This window comes from Sphingobacterium gobiense (assembly GCF_002980575.1).
Lineage (GTDB): Bacteria > Bacteroidota > Bacteroidia > Sphingobacteriales > Sphingobacteriaceae > Sphingobacterium > Sphingobacterium gobiense.
In genome coordinates this window covers 1,862,849-1,880,415 of sequence record NZ_PVBS01000001.1, presented here as the reverse complement: position 1 = coordinate 1,880,415, position 17,567 = coordinate 1,862,849, and the positions used below count along the sequence as shown (strand labels likewise).

The window sequence follows — 17,567 nt, the reverse complement described above, 5'->3', positions numbered from 1 at the left end:
CCTAATTATGTCCGTAATATCGTAGATTAGTTTAACGATGAAAGTACTAATTATAGAAGATGAAGCCGACCTCTGCGACGTGATAAAATCATTTCTCGAGGGCGAAAAATATATGGTGGAAATCGCTAATGATTACGCTAACGGGTTAGCTAAATTGGTTAACTACGACTACGACTGCGTGTTATTAGATATAATGCTGCCTGGTGGCACCGGAATGCAGCTGCTAACTGAACTGAGAGCATTAGGAAAAGATGGCTCGGTCATCATCATTTCGGCTAGAGATTCCGTTGAGGACAAAGTAGAGGGATTGGAATTGGGAGCAGACGACTATTTAGCAAAACCTTTTCATCTGGCGGAACTACTGGCCCGTATAAAAACAATAATCCGAAGGAAAAACCATCACGGTGAACAGGCCATTCAGTTTAAAGATATTAAATTATTCCCAGAAGAACGTAAAGTTCTTGTGCGAACGGATGAATTACAATTAAACCGAAAAGAATACGACTTATTATATTATTTTATGATTCGTCCGGAAAAACTCATTACGAAAACATCGCTTGCTGAAGCCGTTTGGGGTGATGATGCCGATCAATCGGATAATCTTGATTTTATCTATTCCCAAATAAAGAACTTACGAAGAAAACTAAAAAACTACCAAGCAGAAGTCGATTTTCAAGCCGTCTACGGCGTGGGCTATAAAATGGTATAATACGATGCAAGTCTCTCTTAAGAATTATACGTTACGTTATTTGAGTATTGCTTTCTTGATGATCATTACCATTTGGGCAGCTTTGTTCTACGCTTTTATTTTGGAAGAGGTATACGACAATGTAGACGATGGACTGAAAAACCAAAAGATATTAATTTTAAGAGCGGTTTATGAGGATCCCCAATTGCTGGAAACAGATAATTATGGTATCAACCAATTCCGAATTACGCCAGTTAGCGAGGAGGATAATTTTTCGGAAGAGAATCAACTGAACAATGAGTTTTTCTATATGCCCTATGATGACGAGATGGAGCCCTATAGGGTCTTGCGAACGGGATTTTATGCACCAGACCAAAAACCATATCATCTGGAAATCCGTACCTCTACGGTAGAGGAAGATGATTTGATACTTAATCTGACCACAGCGCTCATCGTATTATATCTTGTGCTTGTTTTGGGAGTATATTTAATAAATGAATTAGTTCTTCGACGAGCTTGGCGCCCATTTAATATCATTTTAGAAAACCTAAATCTCTACCGCTTTGGAAAAAAAGATGATTTGAAAGCTTTATCCACGAATATTGTGGAATTTAATCAATTAAATAAAGAAATACACCGGATGTGGCGTCGAAATGAAGAGGTATTTGATGAACAAAAGCGGTTTATTGAGAATGCAGCCCATGAGTTACAAACGCCCTTGGCTATTACGATTAATAAATTGGAAATGTTGATGGAGGATGAATTACTGTCTGAAAGCCAACTGACGCAGCTAGCGGCTTCGAAATCGTCGTTGACGCGACTTGTAAACTTGAATAAAGCATTGTTGATGTTATCGAGGATTGAGAATAAACAGTATAAGGATGTTGATCGGATTGGGCTAAATCAGCTCGTAAAGGAGATCAGCGAAGACTATAAGGATTTTTTATCTTTTAAAGATATAACGTTGCAAGTGGAAGAGCATGCAGTTTTTGATGTGTCGATGAACAAAGATTTGGCGCTTGTATTAATCTCAAACTTATTCCGGAACGCTTTACGATATAATATAAGAGGTGGAATCATATCCATACGCATAAGGAAGAATCAACTTTCGTTAGCTAATACGGGGGATCAAATTCCGCTGGAACAAAAGAAGATTTTCAGCCGCTTTCATAAAGGCACGCAAGACAGTCAATCAACTGGTCTGGGGCTTGCCATTGTGAAATCTATCGTAGATACCTATCCTGAGTTGTCAATTGATTATCGCTTTGAGGAAAATTGGCACATTTTCTCTTTAGAAAAATCATGATGAACAGGTGAAATGGCCTCATTCCCAAAAGTTTCCTAAATCAATTGAAATCTTTGTTTTATTAAAAACGTATTTGGCATGAAATCGCTATTAAAAATAACCTTATCTGTATTATTGTTGTTTACGATAACAACCGCTCCTGCTCAGGACAAAGCCGTATCGTTTACGAGGTTGCCTGCTAAAGCGCAAGCGTTTGTGAAAAAGCATTTTTCAGAGAAAGAGGTCGTTAAGGTTTCGATGGACACCGAATATCTTTTTAAGAAGGAATATGAAGTCACCTTAAGAAGTGGCTCGAACATCGAGTTTGATGCCGACGGAGCGTGGAAAAAGGTGGAAATGAAAGGAAGTCCTGTGCCAGCGATACTTATACCGGCGACAATTACTCAATATATCCATAAGAGCTTTCCGAATACGTTCGTGAAAGGAATAGTGAAGAATAGGAATGGGTATGAAATTGAGATTTCAAACGGACTTGATTTGGAATTTACAAACGAAGGCAAATTTATAAGGATAGATGACTAAGTTATGCTCCCGGACGCTGCATCTGTCTTTCTAACCGGCGGATGCGGTTCTTATTTTTTCCGTCAATACGGGAAGCCACCGCCCAAATCGCTGCTGGAAGCCACCCGATTAACGTAAACTGCAAAATAAGGCAGATAAAACCAATTAATATTTTCCCTCTTAAAAAAAAGGATAACCAAGGGAACAAGACTGCGATTAATATCATAACGTATTGTTTAATGTTTTGTATTTTAATTATTTAACAACGCTTGTGGTCGTGAACAGATTTTTCTTTTTTGCTGATCCGTTCGAAAGTAATGTTTATATCAAAAGCCAAAGCTAAAATAATACCGATAACGAGGGCGAATGGAACAAGTATAGCTACAATAAAAGCGATGATGAATGGAAGTTTAATATATTCTTTACCAGTTTTTGAAGTAACACTGACCTTGTTTTCCTGAAACCAGTCAATAATTTTTTGAAATGCGTCGGAGATGCTCCCGCTGTTTAATGTGTATGTTTTTTTTGTTTCCATGATTCTGTTTTTTTAATGTTGTTATTTTTATCTCTGTTTGTACTCCAAAGATAAGTTGCCTGGTAGAGATACACGATATAGAATAGGTATACTAACAGCATTTCTCGGTAAAAGTAGTCTACCACTCGGCGAAAATATTTTAATTTAAAACATTTTTCGGGGATGATTGTTCTAAGGAGGACATGAGTGCTACAAAAAGCGGGGTAGCTTCGTCTCCCTATTAGAAAAGCGAGATGTAGAAACATCAAATGAATTAGGTTATGGAAGAGAATTTTGACGTACCTCAGGGAAGCCAAGAAAGCATACAACAGGGGATGATACCAAATGAATCGTTCCTGATGTTTATAGTCGGTTTTATATTGTTTGTCTTTAAACTTTGTAAACCTTGATATACCATCAGGAGATTAGAAAGGATGAAAAAATCAAAATAGGGAACTAAAATCCCTATTTATTGATTTGTATTAGTGCTGTTTACGATGAGGGAAGCCTCGGCTCATTCACAAAATACCGAAATACCTCTGCGTTCTTTGCTACCAACCATTCATAGATTTTTGCTCCGTGACTTAGTCGTTTCACTCCCCATTGATGTAGCGTTTCTAAATCAGGTAATTTATCGCTTAAGAAAACATTGAGTGGGAGTTGCGTAGACGCAACTAATTTTTCGATATCTTCTTTTGTTTCTACAAGCGGAATAAAAAGTCCGTCCGCACCCGCTTCTTGATATAACGCAGCCCGCCTAATAGATTCTTCCAGAGCTTGGGGATGTTCTGTTGTATATGTGTCAGCCCTGGCGTTGATAAATATGTCGGGGGTAGCGGCTTTGATTGCACGTATCTTATCGGCCAACAATGGTGCATCTAATAGCTTTCGTTTACCACTTATGACTTTTCCGTCTTCGAGGTTGATTCCCACGACTCCTATGTCTGCCAGCTGTTGGACATGTTCTGCAACGGTATCCGGATCATCAGCGTAACCGGCTTCAAAATCTACCGACACGGGAATATCGACAGCCTTAACGATACGTTCGACCATAAACAGTATCTCGTCTATCGATATCTGTTCTCCGTCTTCATATCCTAAAAGATTAGCAATGGCGTGGCTAGAACTTCCCAACGCTGTAAAGCCGGCGTCTTGCGCTACTTTCGCGCTTTGGGCATCCCATACGTTTCCTAATATTAATATCGATTTCTCCTGATGAAGCTGTTTAAAAATAGTCTGCGACATAATAATGTGTTTTATTATAAGAACAGCAGAGAGGCCATTTGGTTTTCTATTTACTTGATTTCATTGCTTTGACATGCTTTAATGTTAATATCACCGTAACCCAGCCAAACTTTCCTCTAAAATCGTAATCTTTGCTTCGGCGTCGGCTTTTTTGTTACGTTCGTTCTCCACAATTTCGGGTTTGGCATTCTGTACAAAACGCTCATTCAACAACTTTTTATCTACAGAAACCAAGAACCCTTGAAGATAAGCTATCTCTTTTGTAATGCGTTCACGTTCCGCTTCCACGTCTATATTTCCGGTATCCAATTTTACGTAGCATTCATTCTTTCCGGCTAGGAAGCTTATAGCCCCCGTTATCTTCTCTTGTACAAAATTCAGCTCCGAAATATTCGCTAATTTGATAATACTATCTTGATACTTCTTGAAATCAATCTCTGTTCCGTTAATGGCTAAGGGCAGAGACGTTTTCGGTGACATCCCCTTGGAGTTTCGCACATTGCGTACCTCCGAAATGATTTGTTGTACAATGATAAATTCTTTGATTATTTGCTCATCGTAAGCTTGTACGGTAGGATATTGTGCCACGATAACGCAATCTTGAGCATCACGTGAGCCAAATAATTCATCATGCCACAATTCTTCTGTCAGGAAGGGCATAAATGGGTGTGCGAGTGTCAAGACATTTTGAAAAAGAACTTTAACCTTTTCCAGCGTTTCTTTCTCAATCGGCGTTTGATACGCTGGTTTCACCAATTCAAGATACCAAGCACAGAAATCATCCCAAATCAATTTATAAGTCGCCATTAAAGCATCGGAAAGACGATAATTCGCAAAATGTTCATCAATTTCGGCTATCGCTTGGTTGAAACGGTTTTCAAACCATAGTGCAGCCGTTTTTTGTGCCGAAGTAGCCGGTGCATCTATACTTTCCCAACCTTTTACCAAACGGAAGGCGTTCCAAATTTTATTAGCAAAGTTCCGCCCTTGTTCGCAATAAGCAACGTCAAACATGAGATCATTGCCCGCAGGAGAGGAGAGAAGCATACCTACGCGTACCCCATCAGTACCATATTGTTCCATCAGCTCAATGGGGTCGGGTGAATTACCTAATGATTTGGACATTTTCCGACCTAATTTGTCCCGAACAATTCCGGTAAGATATACATTGCGGAATGGAGGTGTCTGCGTGTAGTCGTGCCCCATAATAATCATACGTGCTACCCAAAAGAATAGAATTTCCGGCGCGGTTACCAAATCATTGGTAGGGTAGTAATATTTGAAATCTTCATTTTCCGGATGACGTACACCGTCGAATACAGACATCGGCCACAAGCCCGATGAAAACCATGTATCCAAAACGTCGTCTTCTTGTCGGATACCATTTGTAGACTTGCCGTCTGCCTCAAAAGCTTCCTGAGCTTCCGCTTCTGTCTTAGCTACCACCCACTCATTACTGTCATTGTACCATGCTGGGATACGTTGCCCCCACCACAATTGACGGGAAATACACCAGTCTTTTACGTTTTCCATCCAGTGCTTGTAGGAAGCAAAGAACTTTTCAGGGATTAATTTAATAGTGCCGTTCTCTACATATTCTAATGCAGGTTTTGCCAATTCATTCATTTTGCAGAACCATTGCATAGAGAGCTTGGGTTCTATAGCTGCATCGGTACGTTCGGAGAAGCCTACTTGCGATTTATAGTCTTCGATTTTCTCAATCTGACCAGCCTCTTCCAACAACTTTACGATTTTCTTACGTGCTATAAAGCGGTCTTCACCAACGAGGATTTGTGCCTTTTCATTCAATGTCCCGTCATCGTTCAAAATATCAATAACAGGGAGGTTATGTTTCTGCCCTAACTCGTAATCGTTAAGGTCATGCGCAGGAGTTACTTTTAAACAACCAGTACCGAATTCCATCTCCACGTATTCGTCTTGGATAATAGGGATTTCGCGATTCACTAAAGGAACAAGAATTGTTTTTTCTTTGAGATGCTGATAGCGTTCATCATGAGGATTGATACAAACGGCTGTGTCTGCCATAATTGTTTCTGGACGCGTGGTGGCGATGATAATATAATCTCCACTATCTTTGATTTTATAGCGGATGTAATATAATTTCTGGTTGATTTCTTTACGGATAACCTCTTCATCTGAAAGCGCAGTTTTTCCTTGTGGATCCCAATTCACCATTCGGACACCGCGGTAAATATAACCGTCTTTGTAAAACTTAATAAACGTGTCGATAACCGCTTCGGATAAATCGGGATCCATGGTAAACTTAGTACGCTCCCAATCACAAGATGCACCTAATTTTTCTAATTGTTTTAAGATAATACCGCCATATTTTTCTGTCCATTCCCAAGCGTGTCTCAGAAAGTCCTCGCGGCTCAACGATTTTTTATCGATGCCTCGCTCTTTAAGCATAGCAACCACTTTGGCTTCGGTAGCGATAGAGGCATGGTCCGTACCGGGTACCCAACAAGCGTTCTTACCCTGCATGCGCGCACGACGAATCAATACATCTTGGATGGTATTATTCAACATATGGCCCATATGCAAAACACCGGTGACATTCGGTGGCGGCATCACAATAGTGTACGGTTCACGTTCATCAGGTGTAGAACGGAAAAAGCCATTCTCCATCCAATAGGAGTACCACTTTTCTTCCGCTTCTTTTGGGTTATAAGTTTTTGCTATGCTCATGATTGTAGATCGTTCAAAAATCGAAACGCAAAAATACGGAATTAAGGGCAGATTGCGAATATCGGACGACGCGTATTCCGAATAATAATGTAAATTTGCGATTAATTTTATATTAATTTATTGTTAGCTTATATTTAACACTATGCAAAAAAAGCTGGCTCAACAGTCTGCATCATCTTTTTTTCTTGCTTTGTTTTGTTATTGGCTATTGCTTTCGTTCTTGGACAGAATAGCATTTGCTGTAGCCGTTCTTTATAAGATAGAAGATATTAAGGATATAGGTTATGCTTTTTTATATGGTTTAAAGCTCGACTTTTCGCTGGCAGCTTATTTAACAGTATTACCTTTTTTGGTCTTCACCGTGCAGCATTTATGGCTACGAAACCCTGTTTCTCCTTGGATTTTGCGTGTATATGTTATATTGCTTACTTTTTTATTTGTAGCCGTTACCGTAGCAAATTTACCGTTATACGAAGCTTGGGGAGAGAAAATTAGCAAGCGGGCACTGTTATTGGGACTGGATACTATTGGAGGCGTTTCCAGTTCAGTGGATCTGGAGATGATAGGACAAGCTGCATTTGTAGCATTTATTTTTCTGGCCTGTGCCTATTGTTTTTATCGTTCCGTTGTATTGCCGCGACAGAAATACAGCCAGCAACCATTAAAACGAACAGTTCTGTTATTTTGGGCAGGAGCTGCGGTTTTGTTTTTATTTATACGAGGAGGGTATGTTGGTCAAACACTAAACCAAAGCTCTGTTTATTTTTCAGATGATAATAAGGCTAATCATTTGGCTGTTAATACATATTGGTCTTTTTTTAAGGACTTAACGAAGAGCACGAAGAAAAACCCCTATCAGTTTATGGATGCAGAAGAAGCATATCGTCTATGTCCATCTACCCAAAGACCCAATGTTGATAGTATAGAACAGGTTTTGACCACCAACAGACCGAACGTAATTCTGATTATACTGGAAAGTATGGTTGCGCAAATTTTTGAAGATCTGGGAGGAGAAAAAGATGTGACTAAGGGCTTGAAAAGGCTTATGGACGAAGGTGTCTCCTTTCGTAGGGCGTATGCCGCGGCCGATCGTTCTGATAAGGGAATGATCGCGGTTTTAAGTGGTTTTCCTGCCCAAGGTCCAGAAAGTATCATTCAACATATACCCAAACATGAAAAATTGCCAGGTATAGGGCAAATTTTTGACTCATTGGGATATGCGACCTCTTTTTATCACGGTGGGCACAGTGAGTTCTACAACTTTAAATCCTATATGTTCGCACACGGAACCCAGCGGGTAGTGGACAATACAGATTTCCCGATAACAGTACAACGAAATTCATGGGGTGCATACGACCATGTGGTAGCTGAGAGGATGTTAGAAGATTTGAAAGAAGACGGGAAACCTTTTTTTAGTATATTTTATACGTTGGTGAACCATGAGCCTTTTCATTTGTCGTCGGCTTATCATTTTGGAAACAACACAAAGGCTAATGCCTATAGGAGTACGGCGTATTATACAGATACCATGCTATGTTCGTTTATCGAAAAGATAAAAATTGAACCTTGGTATGAGAATACGATCGTCGTCGTGACTTCCGATCACGGGCATGTTTATCCATTGGAGAAATATGGCTTAGAAAGACCGGAACGCTATCATATTCCACTTTTTCTTTTTGGGGGAGCTTTACGAAAGGAGTGGTGCGGTAAGAAAGTAGAAGATGTGGTAAGCCAGTTGGATATAGCCGGTACGTTGGCTCATTTTGTGGGGGTGTCATCGACACGTTTTAAATATTCGCAAGACCTGTTCTCGAAAAATCGAGAACATATGGCTTTTTATAATGCAAATGGAAACTTCGGTATCATCAATAATGATGGAACTGTCAGTTACGACATGCTGCGACGTGATATCGGTTATAGTACTTTTCCTAAAGATAGCATAAGATTACGTGATAGTTTGATGCAGATTGCCAAGGGGTATTACCACACTGTTTTTAATGACTTTTTAAGCTATTGATATGAAGTATAGGTTATCTCGTAACTTGGTCAATACCTTCTGGTTATTGACGATTCAATTTCTGCTGTTGTTACTTTTATATGCGTTGTTGCGAGTCGGATTCTATATCTACAACGGTTCGTTGTTCTCCAACGTAAAGACGGACGATTTCTTTCTTATGCTATGGGGGGGGATTAAATTTGATGTGGTAGCTTTATTATATCTAAATGTTCTCTATATTTTGATGCAGGCAATACCATTCTCGTTTAAGTATGCGCGCGGTTATCAAAAAATCGCCCAATGGCTATTTATCATTACGAATAGTTTCGGAGTGGCATTAAACCTAATTGATTATGCGTATTATCCGTTTACCTTAAAAAGAACAACAGGGACAGTGTTCAGTCAATTTGCTAACGAAGAGAATCTTGGCAAGTTGGCTTTTGATTTCGTGTGGGGGTACTGGGGGCTGGTGCTGTTATTTATTGCCTTGGTGTTTGTGGTACGGGCCATTGCACGTATTGTTATTGTGTATCGCCCGGAGAAGCTTTCTTTTCGTTTTTATACTGCCCATGCCGCGTTATTTCTGTTGGTGGCTTTTCTGTTTGTAGGAGGGGTGCGTGGGGGATGGGCACATAGCACACGTCCAATTACATTGAGCAATGCCGGCGATTATGTACGTAACCCCGAAGAGATGAATATTGTACTGAATACGCCTTTTAGTATATTGAAAACGTTGAAAGCTGTCCAGTTTGAGGAAGTTCATTATTATACGGAAGAAGAACTAAAGGAGATTTACCCCGTTATTCATCAACCAAATGATACCGCTGATTTTAAGAGAATGAATGTGGTGATCTTGATTTTGGAAAGCTTTGCGAAAGAGCATATCGGAGCGCTGAATAAAGATATACAAAACGGCAATTACAAGGGGTATACACCATTTTTGGATTCGCTGATTGCGGAATCCTATACGTTTTCCAGATCCTTTGCGAATGGACGGAAGTCCATTGATGCGCTACCGTCGATTATTACCGGGATTCCATCGATAGGCGAGCCTTTCGTATTGTCCATCTATTCCGGAAATAAGACAACAAGTATGGCTAAGTTATTGGGCGATGAAGGATATGAAACGGCTTTTTTCCATGGCGCACCGAATGGTAGTATGGGCTTTTCGGCATATATGCAACTAGCCGGGGTTCAGCGCTATTTTGGTAAGAGCGAATACAATAATGACAAGGATTTTGATGGGATGTGGGGAATTTGGGATGAACCTTTTATGCAATTTATGGCGAAAGAATTGAATAACCTTCAGCAGCCCTTTTTTACTGGTTTTTTTTCTCTGTCGTCTCACCATCCTTTTAAGGTACCCACTCCATATGAAGGTAAATTTCCGAAAGGGCCGCTTCCAGTACAAGAGCCCGTGGGTTATACGGACTACGCTTTACGGCAGTTCTTTAAAACCGCTTCGCGAACGTCGTGGTTTAAAAATACATTGTTTGTAATCTGTGCAGACCATGCTACGGTAAGCCATTTGCCCGAATACAAAACATCAGCCAATAGTGTGGCTATTCCGATTATCTTCTATCATCCCGATGATAAAAACTTGCGGGGAGTCTCGGATAAATTGGTACAACAGATTGATATTATGCCGACTGTCATGAACTATCTCGGTTATGATAAGCCGTATTTTTCTTTCGGTTTTGATGCTTTTTCCGATGATAGGAATAATTTTCTCGTCAATAACATTAATGGTACCTATTGCTTCTTTCAAGACGATTATTTTATGACGCACGATGGAGAGAAGCCTCTTTCCCTGTTCAATTTAAAAGAAGACCGTTTTGAGCAGCACGATTTATTGCAAGCCAACCCCCAAGCTGTCGATCGCTTGGAACGGCGCCTGAGGGGTTTTATCCAGCAATACAATAACCGTATGATCCATGATGATTTGGTTGCACCTTAAGAGAACCTGTATATTAAAGCAATATTTTGCCGAACCTATATCGCAGGGTAAAAGCTTGCTGGTTACTGACTTGATCAGGAGCGAAATGGAAAGAAGCTGTAAATTTTCCTTCCAGATTTCGCTTTCTGAAAGGTGTCCAGCCTAAATCAAGGCGATTGTAGGTGTCTCGGTGATAGAACGAATCGCCATTGGGGAGATGCTGTGGATCCCCCAGATATACGGTGTTACTTAAGAAAAATTGTTTGTAGCCCAGATGAACATTTGAAATAAAGCCTTTGGCTACGCGGAGGTCGTATTCTGTGCGTACGCGGTCAAAACCAACGGCGGCGCCGGCATCTATGGTCAAGGAGTCCAAAAAAGTCTTATGACTTAAGTCGGCGCCCACCCTTAAAAGTACTATTCCATTATCTTGAATATGCTCTTCTATTTCGTCATTGCTAGTCAATGCATTGTGATAGAGGAGTGCATCATCCGCCACATAGAAATTCCCAAAAGTATATTTCCCGGAAAGTCCAACAATAAAACGTTCACGATGTTGCGGGCTTTGTTTGCTCAGCCAATCGATATAGATAGCTTGCTTGATATGTTGGTTCTGAAATGCAAAATACATGCCTTCCATATTCGGACGGTCATACATAAACGTATCCGCTAATATCATTCTGGGGACGTCAGCCAGCCGTTCGTGGCGCGGCATGAGACCTAGAGCAAAATCAATATTTTTGTTCTTGAAATTATAATAGGCAATAGGGGACACACGTTCTTTGTTTTCGCTATGCATACCGAAATCCTGGTTGTAATGAAGCCCGCCGTAAACACGATGGTTGCTGTCCAATTCAAAATAAAGTTTAGGGGATAAGATGACGCCAAAGAAAGTTTTGTCCTCCGTGTAGATGGATTTGTATTCCCTGTTGTCCGCGTAGCCAAAAAAATCGACTTCTAATCCGATTTCTTGTGCATTGGATATAGAAGCGCTCTTACAACATAAGAACGTAAGAAAAGCTATGATGCGTAGAAATTGTTTCATGAACGGGGTGTATGACTAAGAAAACTTGTCTCAGAAAAAAGGTCGTCTCTACGGGAGAAGACGACCTTTTAGAGAATATCGGGTATATATTACACTTCTAATAGTAGCCGTGCGGGGTCTTCCAGTAATTGCTTTACACGAACAAGAAAACTCACGGATTCGCGACCATCAATGGTGCGGTGATCATAAGATAATGCGATATACATCATCGGACGGATAACCACTTGACCATTTTCGGCTACCGGACGTTGCACGATGTTGTGCATACCTAGGATAGCGGATTGAGGTGCATTGATGATCGGCGTCGACATCATAGAACCAAATACACCGCCGTTGGTAATCGTAAAAGTTCCGCCAGTCATTTCCTCGATAGTTAATTTGTTATCACGTGCTTTTGTTGCCAGGTTAATAACTTCTTTTTCAATCTGGTACAAGCTCATGGATTCAGCGTTTCGGATAACTGGAACCACCAAGCCTTTAGGAGCAGAAACTGCAATAGAAATGTCACAGAAGTCCGAATATACAATTTCGTTTTCTTCGATACGTGCGTTAACCGCCGGCCATTCTTTTAATGCCATGGTCACGGCTTTCGTGAAGAATGACATGAAACCTAAACCGACACCATATTTTTCTTTAAAAGCATCTTTATATTTTCCACGGAGGTCCATAATCGGCTGCATGTTTACTTCATTAAAAGTCGTTAACATGGCAGTTTCATTTTTCACGCTTACCAAACGCTTCGCAATTGTTTTACGAAGCGAGGTCATCTTCTCGCGACGTTCATTGCGTGCGCCGGCAGCAGGAGCAGGTGTTGCTGGTGTAGCAGCAGGTTTGCTTTCAGCCTTAGACGCTGTGGGTTTTGCTTGCGCTTTCTCTGCATCTTCTTTGGTAATACGACCTTCTTTGCCGGTGCCTTTGATTGTAGACGGATCGATTCCTTTTTCTCTTAATATTTTTGCTGCAGCCGGAGATGCTGTTCCCGCAGCATAAGAATCCGAGCTTTCAGCTTCCTCTTTTGCCGGCACAGTTGTCTCTTCTTTTGCAGTAGGAGCCTCTTCTTTTTTATCTGCATCTCCCGCCGGAGCATCCCCATCTTCGATGCTACATACTACCGCACCAATTTCTAAAGTATCACCCTCTTGTGCAATAATCTTGAGAATACCTGCTTTTTCTGCTGGTAATTCAAAAGTTGCTTTGTCGGATTCCAATTCAGCGATGTTTTCGTCCATTTCCACGTAATCGCCATCTTGTTTTAGCCATTGTGCCAAGGTCACCTCTGTGATTGATTCTCCTACGGCAGGTACTTTTATTTCTAAGCTCATATTTTTGTTTTCTATTATATCAACAACAAGGATACTTATTGATATGTTTTATATTTCAAACCTAAATAAATTCATTTTTATATGCAATATAATCACTCACCATATAAAATTTTATTTTGCTCTCTTCAGCCATCAAAGGCTATCTTATAAAAGAAATACTTTATTAATTATCTCCGTTTGTTGTGCCAAATGACGTTTCATATATCCTGTGGCAGGTGATCCGCTTTCCGGACGGGCAATAACGCGCAGATTTAGCGATGAATCCCTGAGTTTGCGGCAGTAGAAAGGCCACGCCCCCATGTTTTCATTCTCTTCTTGTGCCCACACGAACTCCGCTTTCGCATACTTTTTGCGAAGTGCCTCCAGTTGATCGTATGCAATAGGGAATAATTGTTCTACACGTACCAATGCAATATCCTTACGGTTATCAGCTTCTTGTTTTTCTAGCAAGTCATAATAAATCTTGCCCGAACATAATACGACACGCTTTACTGATCTAGCTGTTACATTTTCGTCGTCTATTATTTCTTGAAAAGCTTTCTGTGTAAAATCGGCAATGGAAGAAACAGCCTTCGGATGTCGTAAAAGGCTTTTCGGTGTTGCTACAACCAATGGTTTGCGGAAGTCACGATGAAGCTGACGACGTAATAGATGGAAATAGTTTGCAGGTGTTGTACAATTTGCCACAATAATATTGTCGTTGGCACTTAATTCCAAATAACGTTCGATGCGGCAAGATGAGTGTTCAGGTCCTTGCCCCTCCATTCCGTGCGGAAGGAGCATAACAAGTCCATTGGAGCGTTTCCATTTTGTTTCTCCCGAAGAGATGTATTGGTCAAATACAATCTGTGCACCATTAGCGAAGTCACCAAATTGAGCTTCCCATATCGTCAGGGCGTTTGGATTAACCGATGCATAACCATATTCAAAAGCGAGTACGGCATATTCGGAAAGAAGAGAATTATAAATATTGAATTTATCGCCCCCTTTGAGTTTACCTAACGGTGTGTATGTTTCGTCTGAATCTTCTAACGTTACGACAGCATGACGATGAGAAAAGGTCCCGCGTTGTACATCTTGTCCAGAGATTCGCACGCGATAATCTTCGTTTAATAACGTAGCATAAGCCATCAGCTCACCCATTGCCCAGTCATATTTGTCTGTTCCGATCATCTTTAACCGGTCCTCATAGACTTTGGTGATCTTGCGGAAAAATTTTTTATCTTTTGGCAAGGTGTTCATTTCCTTTGCCAATTCCAAAAATAACGTTTCGGTAACTTTAGTGATTACAGGTTTGCCAATATCAGATTGTCTTGCTGGCCGTAGACCTTTCCATGCCCCGGCAAACATAGGACGTTCGTCACTAATCTCCTCTACTGCTTTCGCCGCATCCAATCGGTCTTGTAAAATGGCGCGAAAATCTTTTTCTAGAGTTTTAGCGTATTCAGCATCGATAGAGCCTTGCTTAATAAGTTTATCTACATAAATAGCCAGCGTATTGGGGTGCTTTTCGATAAGCTTATATAACGAAGGTTGTGTAAATTTCGGTTCATCTGCTTCGTTATGACCAAAACGCCTGTAGCCCAAAAGGTCGATGAACACATCAGTTTTGTATTTCTGACGATATTCTACCGCCAGGTTAATAGCATACACCAACGCCTCTACGTCGTCTCCATTAACGTGGAAAACAGGAGATAACGTAACTTTCGCGATGTCTGTACAATAAGTTGATGACCTGCCATCTTTATAGTTGGTGGTAAAACCTACCTGGTTGTTGATCACGATATGGATGGTGCCGCCTGTTTTGTAACCATCTAGTTTTGACATCTGTATGGTTTCGTAAACGATGCCTTGAGCAGCCACAGCAGCGTCGCCGTGGATAAGAATCGGTGCTATTTTTGAAGAATCGCCACCATATTTCATGTCGATTTTGGAACGTACCATACCTTCTGCAACACCATCCACGGTTTCTAGATGGGAAGGATTCGGCGCAAGGCTAAGATGAATATTTTTGCCATCTTGGCTTGTGATATCCGAAGAAAAACCTAGGTGATATTTCACGTCGCCACCAAACTGTGTCTCTGGATCCGCTTCGTACATTTTCCCTTCAAATTCAGAGAATATGGTTTTATAAGGTTTGCCCATAATATTGGACAATACATTCAAACGACCACGATGTGCCATTCCAACAACAAATTCTTCAATACCAAGCGATGATCCCTTCTGAATAACAGAATCTAATGCCGGTATCAAGGATTCGGCACCTTCTAGCGAAAATCGTTTTTGTCCTAAAAATTTTGTACCCAAAAAGCTCTCAAAAATAACAGCTTCGTTTAGTTTCTTTAAAATACGTTTTTTGCTTTCTATCGGGAAGTTTGGCGTGTTTCTATCCGCTTCCATCCGATCTTGTAGAAACTTAATTTTTTCCGGATGGCGGATATAGCGAAATTCTGCGCCGATAGAACGACAATAAGTGTCCTCGATAAATTGACGGATGTCTTTGAGTTTAGCAGGGCCGAGGCCTATTTCCACACCAGCGTTGAAAACCGTTTCCATATCCGCTTCGGATAAGCCGAACGTTTCCAGTTCTTTTCCGGGAAAGTACTTACGGCGCTCACGTACAGGATTGGTTTCTGTAAACAAGTGTCCACGGTCACGATAGCCATGAATCATGTTTAATACTTTGATTTCTTTAATGGTGTGGTCGGGAGTTTGTTCGGCAATGGTTTCTCCCCCGTAAGTTTGTCCGAAATCGAATCCTTCAAAAAACTTTTGCCAACTGGCGTCTACTGAATTTGGGTCTTCCTTGTATGCTTGATATAACGAGTCAATATATCCGGAATCTGCGTTACTCAAATATGTTAATTTATCCATGAGGAAATCTTACGTATAAAAATATTGCCCAAAGTTAACAAATATTAGGTATTATGTCATGGATAAATGCAATAAAACACAAGTTTAAACCACGAATAGCGTTATACATAGAAATAATATGACAATACACTGTGCCTGCGGGGAGAACGTGTGTTATATTGCGCTATTTTATTGTCTTTTTGGGGTGGTAGTTTTTCTTTAGGAGCTCTTCCCAAGATGCTTTTAAATTATCTTTAGAACTAGTGCCGTGTCCAGCAAAGTGAAGCCAGTAGCCGTATGTTGTTGCAGGCGCGTAATCCAATAAGTATTCTTCAAAAAAGCTTGCTCCAATCAAATGATTGACGTTCCATTCTTGGAGCATATAAGCGGCCAAGATTTCTCTATATTCATAAGGCAGATTGCCTGTTGTTTGCAGCCTATGGATAAATTCACTAATAAGCGGGGGAGGGCTACTGTCACGTATGCATGCTTTTAAAACATCTCCAGAGGTAACCGGAGCGCTCGTGTTCGAACTGTTTAGCTTGAAAAATATATTAGGATATTTTTTTAACATAAATCGAAAATAATCCCGCCACAACAGTCGTGTCAGTAATCTATCATACTTCTTTTTTTTCGACGGATGGTAATAGGTTTTGATTTTATGATAGTAAAAAGCTGATGAAACGGCGCCATTTGCTATATACGGAGATATAAGATTATAATCATCTACATCATCATAATCTGCCGAAAGCGTCATTTCGATCATTTCCAATGCTTTTCCTTCCCCCCCATGTAACGGTGCTTCTATATTGTTTAATGAAGCTATGACTTCCTGCGAAAAGCCTAGCTCGTCTAATGTCGGGATGAGGGTCGTCTCCAAATGGGGATGCGTAGTTATATGGGGGACGGGGGGCAAGGCAGGTCGCACGAAGCTCTCTTTTTCTACTTTTTTCTTGAAAGAGTTGAAAGAATCCGGAATGTCTCTAATAGGGATAGGTAGGTCCTCTTTATGATATAACGTATGCCCTATAAAATGCTTTAGATTAATCTTTTCTTTCCAAAGCACTTCCTCGACGCGTTCTGAAATGTTTGTTTCCCGTTGGGCAACCTCCCTGTGGTGATACACTTCGGTTACTTCGTATTTGGCACAAAGTATACCTATTTCATCTTCTGGTTTCCCATTAAAAACCAACAAATCGGCGCCTATTCCCTGTAGTGTAGATTTAAGATGAGCAACCGAGTCTAAAAGAAATTTGGCACGAATAACACCTGTATTTTGAAATCCTAGCTCGTTTGTTTTGAAATAGCGAGGGTCAAAAAAATAAACCGGTATGACAATGTCACCCTTCTGCACTGCTTCATACAAAATTTCATTATCGTGGACACGCAGATCATTCCTAAACCATACTAAAATTACCTTTTTTGTCATACAAGAAAATGCCAAGCGGAAAT

At 40.6% G+C, this 17,567-nt stretch carries 13 protein-coding genes; 5 read left to right on the top strand and 8 right to left on the bottom strand.

The window, feature by feature from the left end; all coding sequences use genetic code 11:
• The first annotated feature begins 37 nt into the window (after positions 1-37).
• The 3 genes from C5749_RS08370 (at position 38) to C5749_RS08360 (ending at position 2,516) form a co-directional block, all read left to right on the top strand.
• On the top strand, positions 38-709 hold the full coding sequence (locus tag C5749_RS08370; protein ID WP_105724762.1) for a response regulator transcription factor: 672 nt from the start codon (positions 38-40) through the stop codon (positions 707-709).
• 4 nt (positions 710-713) lie between these two features.
• Positions 714-1,994, top strand: coding sequence for a sensor histidine kinase (locus C5749_RS08365; RefSeq protein WP_105724760.1), 1,281 nt, complete (start codon positions 714-716; stop codon positions 1,992-1,994).
• Between the two features lie 78 nt (positions 1,995-2,072).
• A complete protein-coding gene (locus C5749_RS08360) occupies positions 2,073-2,516 on the top strand; it encodes a PepSY-like domain-containing protein (RefSeq protein WP_105724759.1) in 444 nt (147 codons plus the stop codon).
• Position 2,517: 1 nt separating this feature from the next.
• Here C5749_RS08360 and C5749_RS08355 read toward each other — a convergent pair whose 3' ends face one another.
• From C5749_RS08355 to C5749_RS08340, 4 genes are all read right to left on the bottom strand, one after another.
• Positions 2,518-2,721, bottom strand: coding sequence for a YqaE/Pmp3 family membrane protein (locus C5749_RS08355; protein ID WP_105724757.1), 204 nt, complete (start codon positions 2,719-2,721; stop codon positions 2,518-2,520).
• A gap of 33 nt (positions 2,722-2,754) precedes the next feature.
• Positions 2,755-3,030, bottom strand: coding sequence for a hypothetical protein (locus C5749_RS08350; protein ID WP_105724755.1), 276 nt, complete (start codon positions 3,028-3,030; stop codon positions 2,755-2,757).
• 471 nt (positions 3,031-3,501) lie between these two features.
• The gene (locus tag C5749_RS08345) at positions 3,502-4,254 is read right to left on the bottom strand and encodes an isocitrate lyase/PEP mutase family protein (protein ID WP_105724753.1); all 753 of its coding nucleotides are present in this window, start codon (positions 4,252-4,254) and stop codon (positions 3,502-3,504) included.
• Between the two features lie 90 nt (positions 4,255-4,344).
• Positions 4,345-6,963, bottom strand: coding sequence for a valine--tRNA ligase (locus tag C5749_RS08340; protein ID WP_105724751.1), 2,619 nt, complete (start codon positions 6,961-6,963; stop codon positions 4,345-4,347).
• A gap of 142 nt (positions 6,964-7,105) precedes the next feature.
• Between C5749_RS08340 and C5749_RS08335 the strand changes: the two genes are divergently transcribed.
• Positions 7,106-8,980, top strand: a complete 1,875-nt coding sequence (locus C5749_RS08335; RefSeq protein WP_105724749.1) for an LTA synthase family protein — start codon at positions 7,106-7,108, stop codon at positions 8,978-8,980.
• A gap of 1 nt (position 8,981) precedes the next feature.
• Positions 8,982-10,916, top strand: coding sequence for an LTA synthase family protein (locus C5749_RS08330; RefSeq protein WP_105724748.1), 1,935 nt, complete (start codon positions 8,982-8,984; stop codon positions 10,914-10,916).
• 13 nt (positions 10,917-10,929) lie between these two features.
• Here the strand turns inward: C5749_RS08330 and C5749_RS08325 are convergent, their stop codons facing one another.
• The 4 genes from C5749_RS08325 to C5749_RS08310 form a co-directional block, all read right to left on the bottom strand.
• Complete coding sequence (locus C5749_RS08325) at positions 10,930-11,940, bottom strand: hypothetical protein (protein WP_245893660.1); 1,011 nt, start codon at positions 11,938-11,940, stop codon at positions 10,930-10,932.
• Positions 11,941-12,029: 89 nt separating this feature from the next.
• Positions 12,030-13,262 carry a 2-oxoglutarate dehydrogenase complex dihydrolipoyllysine-residue succinyltransferase gene (gene odhB / locus C5749_RS08320; protein ID WP_105724746.1) on the bottom strand — a complete coding sequence of 411 codons (1,233 nt, stop codon included), beginning with the start codon at positions 13,260-13,262 and terminating at the stop codon, positions 12,030-12,032.
• Between the two features lie 144 nt (positions 13,263-13,406).
• Complete coding sequence (locus C5749_RS08315) at positions 13,407-16,136, bottom strand: 2-oxoglutarate dehydrogenase E1 component (protein ID WP_105724744.1); 2,730 nt, start codon at positions 16,134-16,136, stop codon at positions 13,407-13,409.
• Between the two features lie 163 nt (positions 16,137-16,299).
• Positions 16,300-17,544 carry a deoxyribodipyrimidine photo-lyase gene (locus C5749_RS08310; RefSeq protein WP_105724742.1) on the bottom strand — a complete coding sequence of 415 codons (1,245 nt, stop codon included), beginning with the start codon at positions 17,542-17,544 and terminating at the stop codon, positions 16,300-16,302.
• Between the last annotated feature and the right edge of the window lie 23 nt (positions 17,545-17,567).

Excerpts from the sequence above, each read along its gene's own strand:
- C5749_RS08355 (WP_105724757.1), bottom strand. The coding sequence starts at position 2,721 with ATGATATTAATCGCAGTCTTGTTCCCTTGGTTATCCTTTTTTTTAAGA.
- C5749_RS08310 (WP_105724742.1), bottom strand. The coding sequence starts at position 17,544 with ATGACAAAAAAGGTAATTTTAGTATGGTTTAGGAATGATCTGCGTGTC.
- C5749_RS08365 (WP_105724760.1), top strand. The coding sequence starts at position 714 with ATGCAAGTCTCTCTTAAGAATTATACGTTACGTTATTTGAGTATTGCT.
- C5749_RS08335 (WP_105724749.1), top strand. The coding sequence starts at position 7,106 with ATGCAAAAAAAGCTGGCTCAACAGTCTGCATCATCTTTTTTTCTTGCT.
- C5749_RS08315 (WP_105724744.1), bottom strand. The coding sequence starts at position 16,136 with ATGGATAAATTAACATATTTGAGTAACGCAGATTCCGGATATATTGAC.
- odhB (WP_105724746.1), bottom strand. The coding sequence starts at position 13,262 with ATGAGCTTAGAAATAAAAGTACCTGCCGTAGGAGAATCAATCACAGAG.
- C5749_RS08370 (WP_105724762.1), top strand. The coding sequence starts at position 38 with ATGAAAGTACTAATTATAGAAGATGAAGCCGACCTCTGCGACGTGATA.
- C5749_RS08345 (WP_105724753.1), bottom strand. The coding sequence starts at position 4,254 with ATGTCGCAGACTATTTTTAAACAGCTTCATCAGGAGAAATCGATATTA.
- C5749_RS08325 (WP_245893660.1), bottom strand. The coding sequence starts at position 11,940 with ATGAAACAATTTCTACGCATCATAGCTTTTCTTACGTTCTTATGTTGT.
- C5749_RS08360 (WP_105724759.1), top strand. The coding sequence starts at position 2,073 with ATGAAATCGCTATTAAAAATAACCTTATCTGTATTATTGTTGTTTACG.
- C5749_RS08330 (WP_105724748.1), top strand. The coding sequence starts at position 8,982 with ATGAAGTATAGGTTATCTCGTAACTTGGTCAATACCTTCTGGTTATTG.
- C5749_RS08350 (WP_105724755.1), bottom strand. The coding sequence starts at position 3,030 with ATGGAAACAAAAAAAACATACACATTAAACAGCGGGAGCATCTCCGAC.
- C5749_RS08340 (WP_105724751.1), bottom strand. The coding sequence starts at position 6,963 with ATGAGCATAGCAAAAACTTATAACCCAAAAGAAGCGGAAGAAAAGTGG.